The following is a 19,733-nucleotide window of genomic DNA, read 5'->3' as shown; positions in this document are numbered from 1 at the left end:
AAATCTTATTTTAAAAGAGTAATTAAAAATCATGAATTTAAATTTTGACGATTTTCAGCAACTAGATTTAAAGTTTGATATCAATAAATTGCAAGAAGCTTACAAAGAAGTAATAAAGATTAAAAATTTTGAAAGTCCTGAGGAAGTGACTAATTTTGGTGCAATTTCTTTAACACAAATCCCAGGAGATCCTGAGTCTATTAAAGGTCATAAAGCCAGAGGTGTTTTTTGGACAAAACCAGATGCAAGTGGAAAAGAAGTTTCCAGAGATGTTTCTATTGAAGAAGATAAATATTCAGAATTTATAGAAGATTTTAAAAATACATATTTTAAGGAAGTTTTTGATTCTCTGACAAAAAAATATAAACTAGGAAGAGTAAGAATTTTGCTTAAACAACCTCGATCAACTTTAAGTTGGCATAGAGATCCTGAACCAAGATTACATATTCCAATTATAACCAACCCTGGATGTATTATGGTAATTGACAATGTTGCAAAACATATGCCTGCTGATGGTTCTTGTTGGATAACCAATAATACAAAATACCATAATTTTTTTAATGGTGGTGAAGAAAATAGAATTCATTTAGTTGCTTGCGTTCTAAATCATAAATTTAATTAAATTGAAAAAAGTTTTCATTGCTTCTGATCACGCTGGTTTCAAACTAAAAGAGCAAATAAAAAAAAAATTTTCAAATAAAATCAACATCATTGATCTAGGCACAAGCAACTCTACAACGTCTGTAAATTATCCAAATTTTGCTCACCAATTGTGTAAAAAAGTTAGTTTAAATAATAAAAATATTGGTATTTTAGTTTGTGGATCAGGAATGGGAATGTCTATGGCTGCAAATAGACATAAAAAAATTAGAGCTGCACTTTGTTATTCAATAAAAAATACAAAATTATCAAGATTGCATAACAATTCAAATGTCATTACATTAGGTTCAAGGTTGATTAAAAAAGAATTAGCATTTAAGTGTATAAATACTTTTTTAAGTACACCTTTTGAAAATGGTAGGCATTTAAAGAGAGTTAAAAAAATATAGTTAAAATTATGTCAAAAGAAACAAATTATCTAAATACTCAATACAAAGATTTTTTCGAAAAAAGTTTATCTGAGACTGATCCAGAGTTATTTAAAGCAGTTAATGATGAATTAATAAGACAACAAAACCATATAGAGTTAATAGCATCAGAAAATATTGTTTCAAAAGCAGTGTTGGAGGCACAAGGATCGGTTTTAACAAATAAGTATGCTGAAGGATATCCTGGAAAAAGATACTACAATGGATGTGAACATGTTGATGTGGCTGAACAACTAGCGATAGATAGACTTAAAAAAATTTTTAATTGTAAATTTGCAAATGCCCAACCTCATTCTGGCGCTCAAGCAAATGGTGCAGTTTTTTTAGCTTTATTAAATCCTGGAGATACTTTTTTAGGAATGAGTTTAAATTCTGGGGGTCATATCACACATGGATTGAAGATCTCAATGTCTGGGAAATGGTTTAATGCGATTGGTTATGATGTTGATAAAGAATCAGAGTTAATTGATTATGATAATGTTGAAAAATTAGCTCTTGAACATAAACCTAAACTGATCATTGCAGGAGGAAGTGCTTATTCACGAGTAATTGATTTTAAAAGATTTAGAGAAATTGCAGATAAAGTTGGAGCATATTTGATGGTAGATATGGCGCATATATCTGGACTAGTTGCAGGTAAAGGTTATCCAAATCCTTGTGATTATGCTCATGTTGTCACTTCAACAACTCATAAAGTTTTTAGAAGTGCTAGAGGTGGAATAATTTTAACCAACCATGAGGATTTATCTAAAAAATTTAACTCTGCTGTATTCCCGGGCTATCAAGGTGGACCTTTGATGCATGTTATAGCTGGTAAAGCTGCAGGTTTTTTAGAGGCTCTAAAACCAGAATTTGAAAGTTATATAAAATCAGTTTTAGCTAATGCTAAAATTTTAGCTGAAACGTTAAAAAATAAAGGATTTAAAATTTATTCTGGTGGAACAGACACACATTTGATGCTTGTTGATTTACGACCATTTAACGTAAAAGGAAATCTAGCAGCTGAAAGTTTATGTAGAGCAAACATTACGTGCAATAAAAACGGAATACCATTTGATACAGAAAGTCCAATGGTTACATCTGGTATAAGACTGGGTTCTCAAGCTGCAACAACACGTGGCTTTGGATTAAAAGAGTTTGAAAAAGTAGGTGAACTTATAACTAGAGTTATTAAAGGTTTATCAGAAAATCCTAATGACAATAGTAAAATTGAATTAGAAGTTCAAAAAGAAGTAGTTGAGTTATGTTCTTCTTTTCCAATTTATAAAAATCTTAACAGATGATTTGTTCAATCTGTAAAAAAGGTGAGACCTCTGTTGTGGACTCCAGACCAACAGAAGATGGCACTGCAATTAGAAGAAGAAGACTTTGTGTTTGTGGAGCTAGATTTACAACTTTTGAACGTGTTCAATACAGAGAGTTAATGGTTGTAAAAAAGAATGGTAGAAAATCATCATTTGATCGAGATAAACTAGCCAAATCAATCTTTATAGCACTTAAAAAAAGACCAATAGACACTGAAACAACTGAAAAATTTATTAGTAAAATTTCAAGATCACTAGAAGAGCTTGGGCAAAGTGAAATTTCAACGAACACAATAGGTACAATGGTGATGGACGGTTTAAAAGAATTAGATCCTGTTGCTTATGTAAGATTTGCCTCAGTTTATCGAAATTTTAAAGAAGAAAAAGATTTTGTTCAATTTGTTGACAGATTAGATGTCTACAAAAATAAGTAAATCTATTAACAAAGATAATTTTTTTATGTCTTTAGCCTTTGATTTGGCTAAATCCAAAATTGGCTTAACAGGTGTTAATCCCGCTGTTGGATGTGTCATTGTTGGAGAAAACGATGAGATTTTATCTGTAGGTTCAACAGGAATTGGTGGAACACCTCATGCAGAAAAAAGTGCAATTAATTCAGCTATAGAGAAATTAAATGGCTCAACACTTTATTCAACTTTAGAGCCTTGTGTGCATTTTGGTAAAACCCCACCTTGTACAAATTTAATAATTAAATCAGGAATTAAAAAAGTAATCTTTTCTTTAAACGACATCGATCCTAGAGTTAAAAATCGTGCAAAAAAAATTTTATCTAAAAATGGTATTATAGTTAAAAAAAACATACTTAAAGATAAAGCAAAACTTTTTTACAATTCATATATAGTTAATAGAAAGCTCAATATTCCATACGTTATAGGAAAAATAGCGATCACTCAAAATAATGTTATTCACAGTGATCAAACTAAGAAAATTACATCTATTGAATCAGATAAATTAACTCATTACTTAAGATACAAAAATGACTCTATATTGATCAGTTCAAAAACAATTAATATAGATAATCCAAGATTAGATTGTCGCTTAACTGGTTTAAATAGATTTTCTCCAAAAAGAATAATTCTTGATAAAGATTTAGAATTAAATGAAAGTTCCTATATTTTTAAATCTATCAATAAACAAAATACCATAATCTTTTATAATTCAGGTTTAAAAAAAAAAATTAATATGCTTAAAAAAAAAGGCGCATTACTAATAAGATTAAAACTAAATAGAAATTTACATTTTGATTTAAAATTGATTTTAAAAAAACTCTACAATCTGAAAATACGAAATCTTTTAGTTGAGGGAGGGCAAAAATTGACTGAAAGCTGTTTAAAACAAAAAATTTTTAATGAATTTTACTTATTTAGAAGCAATAAAAAAGATTCTTTGGAAAATAATTTTAAAAAATTTAATAATGCTGATTTATTGGAAAAAATTTTTAAACATAAAAAAAAAATATTAAATAAATTAAATAAAGATAAGATAACATTATATAATTAAATGTTTAATGGAATAATTTTTAACTCAGGTGAAGTAAAGAAAATTTTAAAAAGACCAAAGGGAATAAATATTTTTTTAAAATCAAATTTAAAGTTAACTCCTAAAGATCTAGGAGTATCAGTTGCTTGTGATGGAGTTTGTCTGACATTGATATCAGTCAAAAATAAACTGTTAGAATTTTATTTATCAAATGAAACTATTGTGAGGTCAAACTTTAAGAATATTACTGTTGGAAAGATTTTAAATTTAGAGCTTCCATTAAGATACAAACAACAAATCTCAGGTCATATTTGTCAAGGTCATGTAGATTGTGTTGGAAGAGTCATTTCAATCAAAAATATTGATAAATCCTATAAATTTAGATTTTCAATACCTTCAATTTTTAAGCAGGATTTAATAGAAAAAGCTTCAATAAGTATTAACGGAATTTCTTTAACTATATCAAAAGTTGTTTCATCCGGTTTTGAAATTTGGGTAATTCCCCATACATATAAATTAACTAATTTATCAAAATTAAAAAAAAATAGTTTGGTTAATATTGAGATCGATATTCTTTCAAAATACGTTAAGAACTATTTTAATGCAAAAAAATAATTTTTCTCCAATAGAAGCAATAATCAAAACTGCCAAACAGGGAAAAATGTTTATTCTTGTAGACGATGAAAAGAGAGAAAATGAGGGTGACCTCGTAATATCATCATCATTTGCAAACACAAAAAATATTAATTTCATGGCTAAATATGGAAGGGGATTAATTTGTCTTGCGATGGAAAGTTCACAAGCAAGAAAGTTGAATTTGAGTTTAATGTCCCCAGTAAACCAATCACGAAATAAAACTGCTTTTGCTATCTCAATAGAAGCTAAAAAAGGTATTACAACCGGTATATCTGCAAGAGATAGAGCTAGAACAATAAAAGTTGCTTCAAAAAAAAATGTAACGAAAAAAGAAATAGTCTCACCAGGTCACATATTTCCTATAATAGCTAAAGATGGTGGTGTATTGGTAAGAGCTGGACACACTGAAGCATCCGTTGATATCTCAAAACTTGCAAAAAAAAATAATTCTGCGGTAATTTGTGAAATAATGAAAGATGATGGATCTATGGCAAGAGGTAAAGATCTTTTTGTTTTCGCTAAAAAACATAATCTTAGAATAGCTAAGATTGAAGATTTAATTTCTTATAGACTAAAAAAAGAAAAATTAATTAAACTTAAAAAAAATTTAGATATTAAAATTCAAGAGCAAAATTTTAAGCTTAAAATCTTTGAAAATAAAATCAATGGATCTGAACATCTAGCTTTTACCAAAGGTAAACTTGGATCTAAAATCATTCCAAAGGTTAGGGTTATTTCATCAAATTTATTGCTTGAAAATATTCTTACAGGAGGAAAACTACCTGATACTTTCAATCGAACAATGAAGTATTTCAAAAAATTTAAAAACTGTATCCTAGTCTTTATTAATGAAAATAATTTATCTTTAAATAATGTTTCTTTTAAATCAAAAAAAACTTATTCAAAAATTAAAGAAAGTAAAAAAGAATATTTAATTAAAAATTACGGAATAGGAGCTCAGATATTGAAAGAGTTAAAAGTTAAGAAAATGACATTATTAACTAAAACACCAAAAAATGTTGTTGGTTTAGATGGATTTGGTATTAAAATATTAAATCAAGAAATTATTTAATGAAAAAAATATTATTAGTTGTAGCAAATTACTATCAAGATATTTCTAAAGGACTCATTCAATCTGCAAAAAAGAAATTTTCAAAAAATTATATTCTTGATTTTAAAGAAGTACCCGGTGTTTTTGAAATACCAGTTGTAATATCTAAGAATATAAAAAGATATGATGGATTTTTAGCTTTAGGATGTGTAATTAAAGGGCAAACACCACATTTTGATTTTATTTCTCTAGCTACCACAAATGCAATAATGGATTTGTCAGTTAACTCAAAAAAACCAATTGGTAATGGCGTAATTACTTGTTTGAATATGAAACAAGCTAAAGCTAGAAAAAGAAAAGGAGCTGAAGCCGCTGATGCCGTTATTTCTGTTTTGAGCCATTAATAAGATGAAAACTCATTATAGTCCTAAAAATAATCCAAGAGTTATAATTATTCAAAAATTATATGGTAAAATTTTTAATGAAGAGGAAGATATTACCTTTCCTAAACACCGTTTTAAAAAATTTATTAAAGATATAGTTTTGGGGTCATTAGAAAGAAATGAACTGATTAAAGAAGAACTAGATACCAAACTTGGTGAGGAATTTTCATTTAAAAATTTAGATAAAGTTTTTCAGATTATTTTAACTGCAGCCACCTATGAATTTTTATATAAACCAAATATTTCAATAAATATAATTATTAAAGAATATTTAAACTCATCAAATTTTTTTTTAGAAGACTCTCAAACAAAATATTTAAACGCTTTACTAGATAATATTGGTAAAAAATTAAGATCTAAGAATGCATGAATTTGATTTAATTAAAGATTATTTTTCAAAATTAACAAAAAATAATAAATCTGCTTTAAATCTTAACGATGATGTCTTTTTTGACAAATCAAAAGAGTTAGTTATTTCTGTAGATACCTATAATGAAGGTATTCATTTTCCTAATTTTGAAAACGCTTCATTAGTAATTAAAAAGATTTTAAGAGCATCAATTTCTGATCTTATTTGTAAAGGAGTAAAACCAAAATATTACTTTATATCTGGGTCTGGTAATAAAAGAAGTTTTTCCAAAAAAAAATTAAGAGAAATTACCAAATCTTTATCAGAGGAACAAAAAAAATATGGTATCCAACTTTGTGGTGGTGACACAACTTTTTCAAACAAACTTACTTTTTCATTTACTGTAATTGGTTTTTCCAAAAAAATAATTTTTAGAAATAAAGCCAAAATAAATGATGATGTCTATGTAACCGGAAACATTGGAGATAGTTATATTGGTCTAGATATTATTAAAAAAAGAATTAATTTGAAAAAGAATCAAAATAACTATTTTTTAGATAAATACTTTAAACCTGACGTTCAAATAAAATTAGCTGAAGAATTATTAAAATTTTCTAATACCTCAATTGATATTTCAGATGGTTTGTTTGCTGATCTAGAGAAATTGATCAATAATCAAAAAGTTAGCTATAAAGTAAATTTAAATGATGTTCCAATTTCAAAGCCAACGAGAAAATTGTTACTTGATCGTAAACTCAAAAAAATTAAAACAATTTCTAATGGAGATGATTATCAAATTTTGTTTACGGCAAGTAAAAATAAATCAAGAATCATTAAAGCAATCTCCAAGAAACTTAAAATAAAGATAACAAAAATTGGTGAAATCTTATCACCCTCAAATAAATCATCAATTATTGACGAAAAAGGTAAGATTTTAAAGGTTAATAATAAAGGCTATCTTCATCATTTTTAAAACTTATTATTGTCTTTTTGAGCTTTTTTTGTATTGTCCGGGCTTAAAATTTAATAACCAACAAACTTAAGGTAATTATGAGCACATCTGTAGAAACTATACTTTTATATACAATAGGAGCTGGTTTTTTATCCATTGTTTATGGATTTTTGACTGGAAAAAATATTTTAAATTCGAGCGCTGGAAATGCCAAGATGCAAGAAATTGCTTCTGCAATTCAAATCGGTGCCAAAGCTTATTTAGCTAGACAATACAAAACTATTGCAATTGTTGGTGTAGTTGTTTTGGTAATTGTCAGTTTTGCATTTAGTCCTTTAGTTGGTTTAGGTTACTTAATAGGTGCAACTTTATCAGGTATTGCAGGTTATGTTGGTATGTTGGTTTCAGTTCAAGCTAACGTTAGAACCACAGAAGCTTCTAGAAAAGGTCTTGCTCAGGGCTTATCAGTAGCTTTTAAATCAGGTGCTGTAACTGGTATGTTGGTTGCTGGCTTGGCTTTATTGGCTATTGCAGTTTATTATTATATATTATTAAAATTTAATGTTGATGAGAGAGAAATTGTTAATGCTCTTGTTGCATTGGGATTTGGTGCTTCTCTAATTTCTATTTTTGCAAGATTAGGTGGTGGTATTTTTACTAAAGGTGCTGATGTTGGTGCTGACTTAGTTGGAAAAGTCGAGGCAGGCATTCCAGAAGATGACCCAAGAAACCCTGCTGTAATTGCTGATAATGTTGGAGATAATGTTGGTGATTGTGCAGGTATGGCTGCTGACTTGTTTGAAACTTATGCAGTAACTATTGTTGCTACTATGGTTTTATCTTCAATCTTCTTTATTGGTGATATTAATATGATGGTCTATCCATTAACAATTGGTGGTGCTTGTATACTAACTTCAATCGTTGGAACATTTTTTGTTCGACTTGGTAGTACAAATAATGTGATGAATGCTTTATATAAAGGTTTTGTGGTTTCAGCTATTGCTTCACTTGCTATCCTTTATCCAGTAACAGATTATGTAATTGGTTTTAGCAATGAGTATACTGTAAATAATAAAACTTTTAATGGTATGGATTTATACTATTGTGGTGTTGTTGGTTTAGTAATAACTGGATTATTAATTTGGATTACAGAATACTATACTGGAACTAATTATCGTCCAGTGAGATCTGTAGCATCATCTTCTACAACAGGTCATGGAACAAATGTTATTCAAGGTTTAGCTATTTCTATGGAGGCAACTGCAATTCCAGCATTAATTATTGTTGGTGGAATTTTACTAACTAATTCTGTAGCTGGTTTATACGGAATTGCGATTGCAGTAACTACAATGCTTGCACTAGCAGGAATGGTTGTGGCTTTAGATGCTTATGGACCTGTTACTGATAATGCAGGTGGAATAGCAGAAATGTCAAATTTAGATAAAAAAGTAAGAAAAACTACTGATGCACTAGATGCTGTTGGAAATACTACTAAGGCTGTGACCAAAGGTTATGCTATAGGTTCTGCTGGTTTAGGAGCATTAGTTTTATTTGCTGCATATACAGAGGATATTAAACATTTTTCAAAAGAGGCAGGTTCGGCTTTAGAAGGTATAGTTGTTACTTTTGATTTATCAAACCCCTATGTTGTTGTAGGTCTGCTTATTGGTGGAATGCTTCCATATTTGTTTGGGTCAATGGGAATGCAAGCAGTTGGAAGAGCAGGTGGTGCAGTGGTTGTTGAAGTTAGAAGACAATTTAAAAAATATCCAGGCATAATGAAAAGAAAACAAAAGCCCGATTATGCAAAACTTGTTGACTTGTTGACTATTGCAGCAATTAAAGAAATGATTATACCATCTTTATTACCAGTTTTATCTCCAGTGGTTTTGTACTTTATAATTCTATCAATTGGTGGACAAGTTGCAGCTTTAGCGGCAGTTGGTGCAATGTTATTAGGTGTAATCATTACAGGTCTATTCGTGGCTGTATCAATGACTGCTGGTGGTGGTGCTTGGGATAATGCCAAAAAATATATAGAAGATGGCAACCATGGCGGTAAAGGTTCAGAAGCTCATAAGGCTGCTGTAACAGGTGATACTGTTGGAGATCCATATAAAGATACTGCAGGTCCAGCTGTAAACCCAATGATTAAGATAACCAATATTGTAGCCTTGTTGTTGTTAGCTGTAATAGCAGGTTAAAAATATATTTTAGTTTTTGATCCTCTTTTTACCAAGAGGATCATCAACTTTTTTTCTCATAGAACTTAAAAAATTATAAATAAATGATTTTTTAGAATAATTAATTTCAGTTTCTTTACCTTCAAATTTTATGTTATTCATATCTTCGATGTTAAATAGATTTTTACTTACCAATATTCCTTTGTTGTCTATTTCAAGAATCAAAACATCATTTTTTAAAAGTGTTTTTTTTCCAAGTTTTAATAATTTTGAATTACTAGTCTTTCGCTCGATATAAATATAAACATCATTATCAAATACACTTTTAGTTGAGGGTGGACCAATTAATTTTTCTATTTGATTTCTATTTGTATAATTCACTTTTAATTTAGCTTGTTTTTTTTCAAGATTATGAACACCATGATGTTGAACAACTTTATTCAATGTACAACTTGCTAATAAAATCAAAGATAGTAATAATATTTTTTTCATGAAAAAAAATTACGTAAATTTTTATAATAATTTAATAAAATTAACTACTAATAAATCTCTTTACAAAGATTTAATTAATGAGAAAGACACATTTAGCGATAGATTGTCTTTATTTCTTTTTCATTTTGCTTTCATTCTTAAACAATATAAAAATGTTAAAAATGAAATGTTACTACAAGAATTATACGATTTTAACTTTCGGCAGTTAGAATTAAGCATCAGAGAGATAGGTTATGGTGACCAATCAATTAATAAAAAGATGAAAGATTATATTAATGTATTTCATAGTTTAATTTCAGAAATTCATTTTTGGGAAAAAATAAGTTTTGTTGAGAAAAAAGAATGTTTATCCAAATTTTTACCAAATTTTAAGAATATTGATAATTTAGTAACTTATTTTGAGGATTTTAGTTTAAAATTAAAAAAATATGATTTGAATTCATATTTAAAAAGTGTAAATAATCCATAATTATGGCAGTTCCAAAACGCAAACAAACACCTTCTAGAACAGGAATGAGAAGAGCTCAAAATATGAAGTTCTCATCAAAAAATATTGTAGAAGACAAGAAATCTGGTGAATATAGATTGTCTCACCATTTAGACCTTAAAACTGGTATGTATAAAGGAAGACAAGTTTTAGACCCCAAAGATTAAATTTATTAAAGTAAAATGTCATCAATAATTAAAATTGCAGTAGATGCAATGGGAGGTGACAATTCACCAAATAAAATTGTTGATGGTATTGTACATCATCATAAATCTAATCATTCAACATTCTATAAAATATTTGGTGATGAAGATAAAATTTTAAAATTATTAAAAAATAGAATTAGCAAAAATAATTATGAAATTGTTAATACGTTAAACAAAGTTTCAAGTGAAGATAGCCCCTTAGAAGCAGCAAAACGAGGTAAGAACACAAGTATGTGGCTGTCAATTGAAAGCGTTAAGAAAAAAGATTGTGATATAGTAATATCAGCAGGTAATACAGGTGCATTATTAGTCATTTCTAAACTAAATTTAAAAATGATTGATAATATTGATAAGCCTGCTTTATCAGCATTATGGCCAAATAAAACAGGCATGAGTGTTGTTTTAGATTTGGGTGCTAATATTGAATGTAGTTCAAAAAATTTGTTTGATTTTTCTGTAATGGGTGCCTCTTTATACAAATCTCTTTACCCACAAGAAACTCCAAATGTAGCTTTGTTAAATATAGGCTCTGAAGAACTAAAAGGTAATGAAACAATTAAAGAAACTTATCAATTAATGAATGAAAAAAAATCTAATGATTATAAATTTTGTGGTTATATTGAGGGTAATGAATTAATGAATGGAGAAGTTAATGTTATTGTTTCTGATGGATTTACCGGTAATGTTGCACTTAAAACAGCAGAGGGAACAGCAAATTTTATTTCCGATGAACTTAAAAAAGCATTGGGTGGCTCTTTAATTGGTAAAATTTCATCTTTATTGAATATCTCAAACTTAAAGAAATTTAAAAAAAGATTGGATCCAAGATTATATAATGGTGCAATATTTATTGGTTTAGACTCACCAGTAGTTAAAAGTCATGGTGGAACTGACTATATAGGTTTTGCAAATTCCCTTGATGTTTGTTGTAGAATTGTTAGTGGGAACTTAATCAATAAAATTAAAAGTAATATTTAAAATATGAGAATTAATTTAACTAAAAAAGATTTAGTTAATTTAATTTATATGCAAATTGGTTTTTCAAAACAAATTTCTGAAAATTTAATAGACGATTTTTTTCAAACAATTATTCAAAATTTATCTAAAGAGAAGTCATTAAAACTCAGTAAATTTGGCACATTTTCCATAAGACAGAAAAAATCAAGAATAGGTCGTAACCCAAAAACAAAAAAAGAAGCTATGATTTCAGAGAGAAATGTTGTTTTATTTAAACCATCAAAAGAATTTAAAGATTTTGTTAATCTTAAAAATGACTGAAAAATCTTCTAATGCCTATAAAACTATTGGTGAAGTCGTTAAGATATTAGATTTAAAGAGTAGAACAGGGCAAAAAACTCCCACTTATACAATCAGATTTTGGGAAAAAGAATTTAAACAAATTAAACCTAAAATTTTAAACAATAATAGAAGGTATTATGATCAATCCAGTATTGATTTACTCAAAAAGATAAAATTCCTTCTGAAGGATCAAGGTATGACCATTAATGGTGTTAAAAAACTACTTAATTCAAGTAATTCAAAGGATCTTGACGAAATTTCAAATAAAACTATAAGAGCAGATAATTTAAAGAACAAAATTAACAAAATATCGAACATAATAAAACAACTTAAGAGTTTAAAATAATATGGCTAAAAAAACCCACGTTAAAGTAAGACTGGTCCCTGAAGAAAAACCTGATAGTGCATTTTTTTATTATGTAAAAAAACCAGCTGGTGGTGAAAAAGCTAAAGTTAAATTAAAGGCAAAAAAGTATAATCCGGTAACTAGAAAACATGAAGTTTTTGTCGAAAAAAAACTTCCACCTCACAGTAAGTAATTACTTTTTTTTAAAGTTTCTTCGCTCATAATTAATATAAGACCAAATCATATTTTTCCATATTCTATTGGTGATTTTTGGATCTATATTTTTCTTTATTGACTTAATTTTTATATTTTTAAGTATTGAGGAAATTCTTTTTTGATCAACGATCTCACTCTTATTTTCTTTAAGTTTAACAACCTCATTAACAAGTGAAGTTCTTTTTTTTATAATTGCAAGTAGTTGATTATCTATTTGATCTAACTTCTTTCTAATTATATCTAATTTTTTTTTGTTTTTTGGCGACATTTAATCAATTGGTTATGAAAATTATTATTATATGTATTAATTATGATTGTAAACACGGATCCATTTAAAAGATTTATAGAAATTTGGCTATATACCATGTTTATTTTAATTTTCTTAATTGTAGCTGTTGGTGGACTTACTCGATTAACTGATTCAGGTTTATCAATAACAGAGTGGGAGTTATTTAAAGGTATCTTGCCTCCTTTATCTGATGAAAAATGGATATTCTATTTCGACGAATATAAAAAAATACCCGAATATACAGAAATTAATTACAATATGACTTTATCTGAATTTAAAGTAATTTATTACTGGGAATATGGACATAGAATTTTAGCTAGACTAATTGGACTTTTTTCAATTGTACCACTTATTTACTTATTTCTTAAATATAAGAATGAGAGAAAAAATATTTATAAATATTTTTTAATTTTCATTTTAATTTGTTTTCAAGGTTTTTTAGGATGGTTTATGGTTAAAAGTGGACTTGTTAACAATACTGATGTTAGTCATTATCGGCTAGCATTACATTTGTCAGTAGCCTTATTGATAATTTCTTTAGTTTATTGGTTTTTAATTAGTAATCTTAATATTAAAAAATTTTTAGTTAAAATACCTAATAGAATTCTTAATATATTTTTAATTCTAATAGTAATTCAAATTATCTTTGGAGCATTTCTTGCAGGCCTAGATGGAGGTCTTTTATACAATACATGGCCAGACATGAATGGTTTTGTAATGCCTAGCGATATTATTTTAAAAGATTTATTTGAACTAGACTCAACAAATAATCCATCTGTAATACAATTTTATCATCGAAAAATTGCTTATGTAATTTTCTTATTTTTGATTTATCTTAATTATTTGTTTTTAAAAAAAGGAATGGATTATAAAATTTTTATTATTTTAAACTTAGCAATTCTATTTCAGATAGCTTTAGGGATTATAACTTTACTATCTGGTGTAAAAATTTCGTATGCATCTTTACACCAGCTAGGTTCAATATTAGTTTTAATAAGTGTTGTAACGCTAATTTATAAAAATAATTAGCTAACAGCCTTTAATTTGTTTTTGGATGATTTATTTAAAGCTTGATCTAAATCTTCAATAATATCATCAATATGTTCTATACCAATACAAAGTCTTACGTAACCTTGAGTAACACCTGTTGCTGCTAACTCTTTTTCATTAAGTTGACTGTGTGTTGTGCTTGCTGGATGTATTGCTAAACTTCTCACATCGCCAATATTTGCAACATGATAAAACATTTTTAACGCTTCTATGAAATTTTTTCCAGCTTCCATTCCACCTTTTAGCTCAATACCAACCATAGGTCCATTTCCACCTTTTAAGTATTGTTTAGCTCTATCTGCAATTGGCTTGTTATGTTCAGTAGAGTAAATCACTCTAGCAACTTCATTATGATTTTTTAGAAAATCAACAACTTTTTGAGCATTTTCACAATGTTGTTTCATTCTTAATGTAACAGTTTCTAAGCCTTGTATGATTGCGAATGCATTATCCGGAGAACACGCAGAGCCAAGGTCTCTAAGCAAACAAACTCTTGCTCTTACAGCAAATGGCACATTTGCTCCTGTTAATTCAGGAACAGCTTTGCCCCAAACAACACCACCATAACTTGCGTCAGGTTCATTGAACAATGGTTGTCTTTTTGGGTCTGCAGTCCAATCAAAATTTCCAGAGTCAACTATACTCCCAGCTATTGCAGTACCATGACCACCAATATATTTAGTAAGTGAATGAATTACTACTGCTGCACCATGATCGATTGGTCTACATATAACGGGTGCTGCCGTGTTATCCATTATTAGTGGAATATTATATTTTCTTCCGATATCAGAAACCTCTTTAATTGGAAACACTCTTAAATAGGGATTAGGAAGTGTTTCACCATAGAAAGCTCTAGTTTTATCATCAATTACTTTTTCAAAATTTTTTGGATCTGAAGGATCTGCGTATCTTACTTCTATACCTAGTTTACTAAGTGTATGTGTAAACAATGAAACAGTTCCTCCATATAGATCAGTAGAACTTACAATATTGTCACCAGCCTGAGCTACGTTTAAGATAGCAAATGTTGATGCAGTTTGTCCTGATGAAACGGTTAGACAAGCCAAGCCACCCTCTAAAGACGCAACTCTTTTTTCGAGAACATCATTAGTAGGGTTCATAATTCTTGTATAAATATTTCCAAATTCTTTAAGTGCGAATAGATTTGCTGCATGTTCAGTATTTTTAAACTGATATGAAGTTGTTCTATAAATTGGAACAGCTACTGCATTAGTTGCTGGATCACTTTTGTAATCACCGCCATGAATTGCTATGGTTTCAGGGTTATTTCTTTTAGTACTCATTTTTTTCTCCTTTTTTAGTGCTTCAACATTGTGTTAGGTGCACAATACAGTTCAAATACCTACCGATTATGTTATGAAAATTCCATTTTAGCAGTTTAAAGCCCGCAATAGGATCAAATCGGCAAAGAGATATTTATCATAAAAGTCATTAATTGCAATAGAATTATCAAATTGACTTTGAATTTAATAATAGTATTAATCCTGGCACAATGACGAAATTCTTAAAAAAAGATCAGTTAACCTCTAACTGGTATGAAATTGATGCTAAAAATGCTGTAGTTGGGAGATTAGCGACAGTAGTATCTAAAATTATAAGAGGGAAAAATAAAACTACCTTTACACCACATATGGATGATGGTGATTTCGTAGTAGTAAAAAATATTGAGCAGATAAAGTTTACTGGAAAAAAATTTCAAAATAAAAAGTATTATAGACATACAGGACATCCTGGTGGGATAAAAGAAACTACTCCTGAAAAATTAGCAGATAAAAAACCAGGTGAAGCCCTAAAATTGGCAGTTAAGAGAATGTTGCCAGGTGGAGTACTTGGAAAAAAACAATTAACAAAATTGAAAATATATTCAGGTAATGAACATCCACACTCTGCTCAAAATCCAAAAATAATTGATATTGCAAAACTTAATAGTAAAAACTTAGTTAGAAATTAAAATGGAAACGACTGAAACAACTTCAAAAAAAACTAAATTAAATTTAGATTTCAAAGATAGTAAATATGCTACTGGAAGAAGAAAAACCTCAATTGCAAAAGTTTGGTTAAAAAAAGGAACTGGTAAAATTTACGTTAATGGGAAATTATTTGATCAATATTTTGTAAGTGAAAACCACAAAATGCAAATAACTAGACCATTTGAAATTATTAACCAAGCTACAGATTACGATGTAAGATGCAGTGTTACAGGTGGAGGTCATACTGGTCAAGCCGGTGCAATGGTTCACGGTATTTCTAAAGCATTAGTAATGTTTGATGCAAATCTTAAAACTACTTTAAAAACAGAAAATTTAACTACCAGAGATCCTAGGGCAGTTGAAAGAAAAAAACCTGGTAGAAGAAAAGCTAGAAGAAGCTTTCAATTTTCTAAAAGATAATTTTTTTTTAAATCTAAACTGTTATAATATAAAATGCGTAAGCTTAATGTATTAGTTGCTGGATCAACAGGCTATATAGGTATTCAATTAGTAAATATACTTTTAAAACATAGATATGTTAAGATTAAATATCTTTGTGGAAATACCTCAATAGGAAAAAATATTTCTAGTTATGATTCAAGATTGAAAAATAAAAAATTACCAAAAATTGTAAAATTTAATTATAAATTTTTAAATGATATTGATATAATATTTACTGCATTGCCAAATGGTGAAGCTCAAAAAATTTCAAAAAAGCTATTAAAAAAAAATACTTTAATTGATTTAGCTGCTGATTTTAGATTAGAAAAAGCCTCAGAATATTTAAAATGGTACAAACAAAAACATCAAGCTCCAAATTTAATAAAAAGATCATTTTATTCATTGCCTGAACTAACAGGTAATAAAATCAAAAATTTTCAAATAATAGGTTGCCCTGGATGTTATCCAACATCGATCTTACTTGCATTGACACCTCTAATAAGAAAAAGATTAATTAAACAAAATAATATTATTATAGATTCAAAATCTGGATATTCTGGTGCCGGCAGAGGGGTCCATAAGAAGTATAAGAATAAGAATTTATATGAATCTTTTAGCGCGTATGGTGTTAGTATTCATCGCCATAATTCAGAAATTCAACAATTTCTAAATAAATTGAACAAAACAAAAGTAGAATTTACTTTTACTCCTCATTTGACTCCAATGTTTAGAGGTATTTTAAGCACAATCTATATTGACTTAAAACAAGGTATAACAATCAATAAATTACATAAAGAACTTGTTAATTTTTATAAGAAATCTACTTTTATTAAGATTGCTAAACTAAACTCTATGCTAAGTACTAATAATGTTATCAATTCTAATAAATGTGAAATATCTATTTGTAAATCTAAGAATAAGAATAAAGCAATAATACTCTCTACAATAGACAATTTAATCAAAGGTGGTGCTGGCCAAGCTGTTCAAAATATGAATATATTAAAAGGATTTAAAGAGAATGAGGCATTGACATGAAAAGATTGTTTATAATATTTATTTTATTTGCTGGTTGTTCAATGAACACTGACAAATTAGAAAATAATTTTTCAGATATTAAATTTACCGATGATATGAGTTTTGAGGAATTTCAAAATAAACTTAAGGAATACGCAGAAAATAGTCCTTATCCTAATATAGATAATTAATGAATAATCAGATTAAAATTGCAATAGTTGGATTAGGTCAAGTTGGAAATTATTTATATAATGAAATAAAGACTAAACAAAAAGATATTGAATTAAAAACAGGTAAAAAGATTAAGATAGTTGGAATATCTGCAAAATCAAAAAATAAAAAAAGAAAATTTAAAATTGATAAAAAAATTTTTTATTCTAATCCAATTAAAATCATTAAAGAACTAAAACCAGATATATTATTTGAAGTTGTTGGTCAGTCTGATGGAATTTCTAAGCGTATAGTTGAATTAGCCTTAAAAAATAAGATTCATGTAATAACTCCCAACAAAGCTTTAATTGCAAAATATGGAAATAATCTAGCAAGGTTGGCAGAAAAAAATAAAGTTAATCTTGAATTTGAAGCTTCAGTTGCAGGTGGAATACCAATTTTAAGAACAATAAAAGAGGGCTTAGCCACAAATAAAATTTCAAAAATTTATGGAATTTTAAATGGAACAACTAACTATATTCTATCTGAAATGGAAACTTCTAACAAAAGTTTCTCTGAAGTTTTAAAGAAAGCTCAACAATTAGGCTATGCAGAGCCAGGAAACCCTAAATTAGATTTAAACGGTTACGATGCTTTTGCCAAAGTTAGAATTTTATCATCTCTTGGTTTTAATTCTAAAATTGCAAATAACAAATGCTTAATGGAAGGAATTGAAAATATTGATTTGAAAGATATTCAAATTTCAAATCAGTTAGGCATGAAAATAAAACTTCTTGGTATCACTGAAATTATAAAAGGCGAGTTGTTCGAGCGAGTTCATCCTGCTTTGGTTGATGGTAAATCTTATATCGGGAATGTTAATGGTGTAATGAATGCAGTTATTTTAAATAGTTTACCAGTAGGTGAGACTATTTTACAAGGTGAAGGGGCAGGGCCTGGCCCAACTTCTTCTTCTTTATTATCTGATTTATTGTCAATCCTAAGAGGTAATATTAAAAACCCTTTTGGTATTTCTTCTTTCACACAAAAAAAATTTAAACACTTTAATTTAGCAAATTATACGAATTCTTTATATTTAAGATTTGAGGTTAAAGATGTACCTGGTGTAATGTCTAAAATTGCTGACAAATTAGCAGCATATAAGATATCTATTAAAAGACTTATTCAAACACCCAACCATAAATTTAATAAAGCAACAATTGTTATGACTACTCACAAAACAACAGAAAAAAATATCCAACAATGTTTGAAAATTATTAATAAAGATAAGGCTGTTTTACAATTTCCTACATTAATAAGAATTTTTAATTGATGGATCTTTTATTAAGATTGTTTGAAGCTGTATTTCCAGTTTTTTTTGTGGTTGGTATTGGTTATTATTTAGGAAAAAAAAATCCAAAAATAGATACTGATTTTATTACAAATTTTTCTGCAAATATAGGATCTCCTGGTCTAATTTTTTTTTCAATTACATCTACTGGTGTAACATTTAAAATATTTTCACTTTATTTTGGTTATTTTTTTATAGCTGTATTAGCATTTTCAATAGTGGGCTTGTTATTTCTTTTTTTTTTAAAAAAAGATGTCATTGAGGAGTTACCTCCATTTATACTTCCAAATACCGGAAATATGGGTCTTCCAATATGTTTATTTGCATACGGAACAAAAGGTTTTGGTGTTGCTTCTGCTATTGCAGCAATCATTATGTTATTACATTTTACAGTAGGTATTTTTCTGGCCAAAAAAAAATTTGATATTAATCTAATTTTTAAAACACCTGCATTTTATGCAATACTCTTTTCAATTTCTTTCTTATTTTTTGAAATAAATCCGCCTATTTTTCTTATTAATCTCACTATGCTTTTGTCTTATGCCACAATTTTTTTAGTTTTAATGTCCTTGGGTATAGCTCTTACCAGATTAAAAATTTTTGATTTTAAAAATGCAATTATTTCTTCTTTCTCTAGAGTAATTTTAGGGCCAATTATTGGATTTTTTATAATAAAATTTTTTAATTTAAATGGTTATGCAGCTGGTTCATTATTAATACAGTGCGCAATGCCTAGTGCTGTTTTAACTTATCTTGTTGGTTCTATGTATTCTAAGAAAAAAGTTGTTGATAGTATTGCTAGTATGATCGTGGTATCAACTATAATGTCTTTCTTCACTATTCCTATAGTTGTATTCTTTGCTTTAAAGTATTTTAATTAATCTATATCTTAATT

At 28.1% G+C, this 19,733-nt stretch carries 27 protein-coding genes and 1 riboswitch; of the genes, 24 read left to right on the top strand and 3 right to left on the bottom strand.

Going from position 1 to position 19,733, the window contains the following annotated elements; all coding sequences use genetic code 11:
- Nucleotides 1-31: 31 nt before the first annotated feature.
- The 11 genes from ACTTAU_RS05340 (at nucleotide 32) to ACTTAU_RS05290 (ending at nucleotide 9,527) form a co-directional block, all read left to right on the top strand.
- On the top strand, nucleotides 32-622 hold the full coding sequence (locus tag ACTTAU_RS05340; RefSeq protein WP_438304906.1) for an aspartyl/asparaginyl beta-hydroxylase domain-containing protein: 591 nt from the start codon (nucleotides 32-34) through the stop codon (nucleotides 620-622).
- Nucleotides 618-1,049, top strand: coding sequence for a ribose 5-phosphate isomerase B (rpiB, locus tag ACTTAU_RS05335; protein WP_438306246.1), 432 nt, complete (start codon nucleotides 618-620; stop codon nucleotides 1,047-1,049). Before ACTTAU_RS05340 ends, rpiB begins: the two co-directional genes overlap by 5 nt.
- A gap of 8 nt (nucleotides 1,050-1,057) precedes the next feature.
- A complete protein-coding gene (glyA, locus tag ACTTAU_RS05330) occupies nucleotides 1,058-2,371 on the top strand; it encodes a serine hydroxymethyltransferase (protein ID WP_438304907.1) in 1,314 nt (437 codons plus the stop codon).
- Nucleotides 2,368-2,826 (top strand): transcriptional regulator NrdR, encoded by a 459-nt coding sequence (gene nrdR, locus ACTTAU_RS05325; RefSeq protein ID WP_085114317.1) that lies wholly within the window; start codon nucleotides 2,368-2,370, stop codon nucleotides 2,824-2,826. Before glyA ends, nrdR begins: the two co-directional genes overlap by 4 nt.
- Nucleotides 2,807-3,913, top strand: coding sequence for a bifunctional diaminohydroxyphosphoribosylaminopyrimidine deaminase/5-amino-6-(5-phosphoribosylamino)uracil reductase RibD (ribD, locus tag ACTTAU_RS05320; RefSeq protein ID WP_438304908.1), 1,107 nt, complete (start codon nucleotides 2,807-2,809; stop codon nucleotides 3,911-3,913). The genes nrdR and ribD overlap by 20 nt, the downstream gene beginning before the upstream one ends.
- Nucleotides 3,914-4,507 carry a riboflavin synthase gene (locus ACTTAU_RS05315; RefSeq protein WP_438304909.1) on the top strand — a complete coding sequence of 198 codons (594 nt, stop codon included), beginning with the start codon at nucleotides 3,914-3,916 and terminating at the stop codon, nucleotides 4,505-4,507.
- The gene (ribB, locus tag ACTTAU_RS05310) at nucleotides 4,494-5,600 is read left to right on the top strand and encodes a 3,4-dihydroxy-2-butanone-4-phosphate synthase (RefSeq protein WP_438304910.1); all 1,107 of its coding nucleotides are present in this window, start codon (nucleotides 4,494-4,496) and stop codon (nucleotides 5,598-5,600) included. The genes ACTTAU_RS05315 and ribB overlap by 14 nt, the downstream gene beginning before the upstream one ends.
- The gene (gene ribH, locus ACTTAU_RS05305; RefSeq protein WP_438304911.1) at nucleotides 5,600-5,983 is read left to right on the top strand and encodes a 6,7-dimethyl-8-ribityllumazine synthase; all 384 of its coding nucleotides are present in this window, start codon (nucleotides 5,600-5,602) and stop codon (nucleotides 5,981-5,983) included. Before ribB ends, ribH begins: the two co-directional genes overlap by 1 nt.
- A gap of 4 nt (nucleotides 5,984-5,987) precedes the next feature.
- Nucleotides 5,988-6,392 (top strand): transcription antitermination factor NusB, encoded by a 405-nt coding sequence (locus tag ACTTAU_RS05300; protein WP_438304912.1) that lies wholly within the window; start codon nucleotides 5,988-5,990, stop codon nucleotides 6,390-6,392.
- Nucleotides 6,385-7,344, top strand: a complete 960-nt coding sequence (thiL, locus tag ACTTAU_RS05295) for a thiamine-phosphate kinase (RefSeq protein ID WP_438304914.1) — start codon at nucleotides 6,385-6,387, stop codon at nucleotides 7,342-7,344. The genes ACTTAU_RS05300 and thiL overlap by 8 nt, the downstream gene beginning before the upstream one ends.
- Nucleotides 7,345-7,421: 77 nt before the next feature.
- A complete protein-coding gene (locus ACTTAU_RS05290) occupies nucleotides 7,422-9,527 on the top strand; it encodes a sodium-translocating pyrophosphatase (protein WP_438304916.1) in 2,106 nt (701 codons plus the stop codon).
- 9 nt (nucleotides 9,528-9,536) lie between these two features.
- Here the strand turns inward: ACTTAU_RS05290 and bamE are convergent, their stop codons facing one another.
- On the bottom strand, nucleotides 9,537-9,998 hold the full coding sequence (bamE, locus tag ACTTAU_RS05285; RefSeq protein WP_438304919.1) for an outer membrane protein assembly factor BamE domain-containing protein: 462 nt from the start codon (nucleotides 9,996-9,998) through the stop codon (nucleotides 9,537-9,539).
- Here bamE and ACTTAU_RS05280 point away from each other — a divergent pair.
- The 6 genes from ACTTAU_RS05280 to ACTTAU_RS05255 are packed head-to-tail and all read left to right on the top strand — an operon-like array spanning nucleotide 9,997 to nucleotide 12,529.
- Nucleotides 9,997-10,467, top strand: a complete 471-nt coding sequence (locus tag ACTTAU_RS05280; RefSeq protein ID WP_438304921.1) for a ubiquinol-cytochrome C chaperone family protein — start codon at nucleotides 9,997-9,999, stop codon at nucleotides 10,465-10,467. The two genes, bamE and ACTTAU_RS05280, sit on opposite strands and share 2 nt — an antisense overlap.
- A 2-nt stretch (nucleotides 10,468-10,469) precedes the next feature.
- A complete protein-coding gene (gene rpmF, locus ACTTAU_RS05275) occupies nucleotides 10,470-10,652 on the top strand; it encodes a 50S ribosomal protein L32 (RefSeq protein WP_085114307.1) in 183 nt (60 codons plus the stop codon).
- 15 nt (nucleotides 10,653-10,667) lie between these two features.
- Entirely contained in the window at nucleotides 10,668-11,669 is a 1,002-nt protein-coding gene (gene plsX, locus ACTTAU_RS05270; protein WP_438304922.1) for a phosphate acyltransferase PlsX, read from the top strand.
- A 3-nt stretch (nucleotides 11,670-11,672) separates the two neighbouring features.
- The gene (locus tag ACTTAU_RS05265) at nucleotides 11,673-11,969 is read left to right on the top strand and encodes an integration host factor subunit alpha (RefSeq protein WP_085114305.1); all 297 of its coding nucleotides are present in this window, start codon (nucleotides 11,673-11,675) and stop codon (nucleotides 11,967-11,969) included.
- Nucleotides 11,962-12,336, top strand: a complete 375-nt coding sequence (locus ACTTAU_RS05260; RefSeq protein ID WP_438304925.1) for a MerR family transcriptional regulator — start codon at nucleotides 11,962-11,964, stop codon at nucleotides 12,334-12,336. Before ACTTAU_RS05265 ends, ACTTAU_RS05260 begins: the two co-directional genes overlap by 8 nt.
- A gap of 1 nt (nucleotide 12,337) precedes the next feature.
- Nucleotides 12,338-12,529 (top strand): 50S ribosomal protein L33, encoded by a 192-nt coding sequence (locus ACTTAU_RS05255; RefSeq protein ID WP_085114303.1) that lies wholly within the window; start codon nucleotides 12,338-12,340, stop codon nucleotides 12,527-12,529.
- On the opposite strand, the gene ACTTAU_RS05250 is transcribed toward ACTTAU_RS05255, so the two are convergent.
- Nucleotides 12,530-12,820 carry a chorismate mutase gene (locus ACTTAU_RS05250; protein ID WP_438304927.1) on the bottom strand — a complete coding sequence of 97 codons (291 nt, stop codon included), beginning with the start codon at nucleotides 12,818-12,820 and terminating at the stop codon, nucleotides 12,530-12,532. It lies immediately after the preceding gene.
- A 42-nt stretch (nucleotides 12,821-12,862) separates the two neighbouring features.
- On the opposite strand from ACTTAU_RS05250, the gene ACTTAU_RS05245 reads away from it, so the two are divergent.
- On the top strand, nucleotides 12,863-13,870 hold the full coding sequence (locus ACTTAU_RS05245) for a COX15/CtaA family protein (RefSeq protein ID WP_438304929.1): 1,008 nt from the start codon (nucleotides 12,863-12,865) through the stop codon (nucleotides 13,868-13,870).
- On the opposite strand, the gene ACTTAU_RS05240 is transcribed toward ACTTAU_RS05245, so the two are convergent.
- The gene (locus ACTTAU_RS05240; protein WP_438304931.1) at nucleotides 13,867-15,195 is read right to left on the bottom strand and encodes an O-acetylhomoserine aminocarboxypropyltransferase/cysteine synthase family protein; all 1,329 of its coding nucleotides are present in this window, start codon (nucleotides 15,193-15,195) and stop codon (nucleotides 13,867-13,869) included. The genes ACTTAU_RS05245 and ACTTAU_RS05240 overlap by 4 nt on opposite strands.
- Before the next feature lie 3 nt (nucleotides 15,196-15,198).
- A riboswitch (SAM riboswitch) is annotated at nucleotides 15,199-15,265 on the bottom strand.
- Between the two features lie 139 nt (nucleotides 15,266-15,404).
- Between ACTTAU_RS05240 and rplM the strand changes: the two genes are divergently transcribed.
- Genes rplM through ACTTAU_RS05210 form a run of 6 tightly spaced genes read left to right on the top strand, consistent with a single transcriptional unit; the run spans nucleotide 15,405 to nucleotide 19,719 of the window.
- Nucleotides 15,405-15,863 carry a 50S ribosomal protein L13 gene (rplM, locus tag ACTTAU_RS05235; RefSeq protein WP_438304932.1) on the top strand — a complete coding sequence of 153 codons (459 nt, stop codon included), beginning with the start codon at nucleotides 15,405-15,407 and terminating at the stop codon, nucleotides 15,861-15,863.
- Between the two features lies 1 nt (nucleotide 15,864).
- Entirely contained in the window at nucleotides 15,865-16,302 is a 438-nt protein-coding gene (rpsI, locus tag ACTTAU_RS05230; RefSeq protein ID WP_438304934.1) for a 30S ribosomal protein S9, read from the top strand.
- Nucleotides 16,303-16,335: 33 nt separating this feature from the next.
- Nucleotides 16,336-17,358 (top strand): N-acetyl-gamma-glutamyl-phosphate reductase, encoded by a 1,023-nt coding sequence (gene argC, locus ACTTAU_RS05225; RefSeq protein WP_438304936.1) that lies wholly within the window; start codon nucleotides 16,336-16,338, stop codon nucleotides 17,356-17,358.
- Nucleotides 17,355-17,528, top strand: a complete 174-nt coding sequence (locus ACTTAU_RS05220; RefSeq protein WP_438304939.1) for a hypothetical protein — start codon at nucleotides 17,355-17,357, stop codon at nucleotides 17,526-17,528. Before argC ends, ACTTAU_RS05220 begins: the two co-directional genes overlap by 4 nt.
- A complete protein-coding gene (locus tag ACTTAU_RS05215; RefSeq protein WP_438304941.1) occupies nucleotides 17,528-18,820 on the top strand; it encodes a homoserine dehydrogenase in 1,293 nt (430 codons plus the stop codon). The genes ACTTAU_RS05220 and ACTTAU_RS05215 overlap by 1 nt, the downstream gene beginning before the upstream one ends.
- A complete protein-coding gene (locus tag ACTTAU_RS05210; RefSeq protein ID WP_438304942.1) occupies nucleotides 18,820-19,719 on the top strand; it encodes an AEC family transporter in 900 nt (299 codons plus the stop codon). Before ACTTAU_RS05215 ends, ACTTAU_RS05210 begins: the two co-directional genes overlap by 1 nt.
- Nucleotides 19,720-19,733: the final 14 nt, after the last annotated feature.

The sequence above is a fragment of the Candidatus Pelagibacter sp. HIMB1505 genome, from assembly GCF_052047915.1.
Taxonomy (GTDB): domain Bacteria; phylum Pseudomonadota; class Alphaproteobacteria; order Pelagibacterales; family Pelagibacteraceae; genus Pelagibacter; species Pelagibacter communis_A.
This window is presented reverse-complemented; position numbering and strand designations above follow the sequence as displayed.

Bases quoted from the DNA above. Each gene is read 5' to 3' on its own strand.
- ACTTAU_RS05340 (WP_438304906.1), top strand. From the start codon at position 32: ATGAATTTAAATTTTGACGATTTTCAGCAACTAGATTTAAAGTTTGAT.
- glyA (WP_438304907.1), top strand. From the start codon at position 1,058: ATGTCAAAAGAAACAAATTATCTAAATACTCAATACAAAGATTTTTTC.
- nrdR (WP_085114317.1), top strand. From the start codon at position 2,368: ATGATTTGTTCAATCTGTAAAAAAGGTGAGACCTCTGTTGTGGACTCC.
- ribD (WP_438304908.1), top strand. From the start codon at position 2,807: ATGTCTACAAAAATAAGTAAATCTATTAACAAAGATAATTTTTTTATG.
- ACTTAU_RS05315 (WP_438304909.1), top strand. From the start codon at position 3,914: ATGTTTAATGGAATAATTTTTAACTCAGGTGAAGTAAAGAAAATTTTA.
- ribB (WP_438304910.1), top strand. From the start codon at position 4,494: ATGCAAAAAAATAATTTTTCTCCAATAGAAGCAATAATCAAAACTGCC.
- ribH (WP_438304911.1), top strand. From the start codon at position 5,600: ATGAAAAAAATATTATTAGTTGTAGCAAATTACTATCAAGATATTTCT.
- ACTTAU_RS05300 (WP_438304912.1), top strand. From the start codon at position 5,988: ATGAAAACTCATTATAGTCCTAAAAATAATCCAAGAGTTATAATTATT.
- thiL (WP_438304914.1), top strand. From the start codon at position 6,385: ATGCATGAATTTGATTTAATTAAAGATTATTTTTCAAAATTAACAAAA.
- ACTTAU_RS05290 (WP_438304916.1), top strand. From the start codon at position 7,422: ATGAGCACATCTGTAGAAACTATACTTTTATATACAATAGGAGCTGGT.
- ACTTAU_RS05280 (WP_438304921.1), top strand. From the start codon at position 9,997: ATGAAAAAAAATTACGTAAATTTTTATAATAATTTAATAAAATTAACT.
- bamE (WP_438304919.1), bottom strand. From the start codon at position 9,998: ATGAAAAAAATATTATTACTATCTTTGATTTTATTAGCAAGTTGTACA.
- rpmF (WP_085114307.1), top strand. From the start codon at position 10,470: ATGGCAGTTCCAAAACGCAAACAAACACCTTCTAGAACAGGAATGAGA.
- plsX (WP_438304922.1), top strand. From the start codon at position 10,668: ATGTCATCAATAATTAAAATTGCAGTAGATGCAATGGGAGGTGACAAT.
- ACTTAU_RS05265 (WP_085114305.1), top strand. From the start codon at position 11,673: ATGAGAATTAATTTAACTAAAAAAGATTTAGTTAATTTAATTTATATG.
- ACTTAU_RS05260 (WP_438304925.1), top strand. From the start codon at position 11,962: ATGACTGAAAAATCTTCTAATGCCTATAAAACTATTGGTGAAGTCGTT.
- ACTTAU_RS05255 (WP_085114303.1), top strand. From the start codon at position 12,338: ATGGCTAAAAAAACCCACGTTAAAGTAAGACTGGTCCCTGAAGAAAAA.
- ACTTAU_RS05250 (WP_438304927.1), bottom strand. From the start codon at position 12,820: ATGTCGCCAAAAAACAAAAAAAAATTAGATATAATTAGAAAGAAGTTA.
- ACTTAU_RS05245 (WP_438304929.1), top strand. From the start codon at position 12,863: ATGATTGTAAACACGGATCCATTTAAAAGATTTATAGAAATTTGGCTA.
- ACTTAU_RS05240 (WP_438304931.1), bottom strand. From the start codon at position 15,195: ATGAGTACTAAAAGAAATAACCCTGAAACCATAGCAATTCATGGCGGT.
- rplM (WP_438304932.1), top strand. From the start codon at position 15,405: ATGACGAAATTCTTAAAAAAAGATCAGTTAACCTCTAACTGGTATGAA.
- rpsI (WP_438304934.1), top strand. From the start codon at position 15,865: ATGGAAACGACTGAAACAACTTCAAAAAAAACTAAATTAAATTTAGAT.
- argC (WP_438304936.1), top strand. From the start codon at position 16,336: ATGCGTAAGCTTAATGTATTAGTTGCTGGATCAACAGGCTATATAGGT.
- ACTTAU_RS05220 (WP_438304939.1), top strand. From the start codon at position 17,355: ATGAAAAGATTGTTTATAATATTTATTTTATTTGCTGGTTGTTCAATG.
- ACTTAU_RS05215 (WP_438304941.1), top strand. From the start codon at position 17,528: ATGAATAATCAGATTAAAATTGCAATAGTTGGATTAGGTCAAGTTGGA.
- ACTTAU_RS05210 (WP_438304942.1), top strand. From the start codon at position 18,820: ATGGATCTTTTATTAAGATTGTTTGAAGCTGTATTTCCAGTTTTTTTT.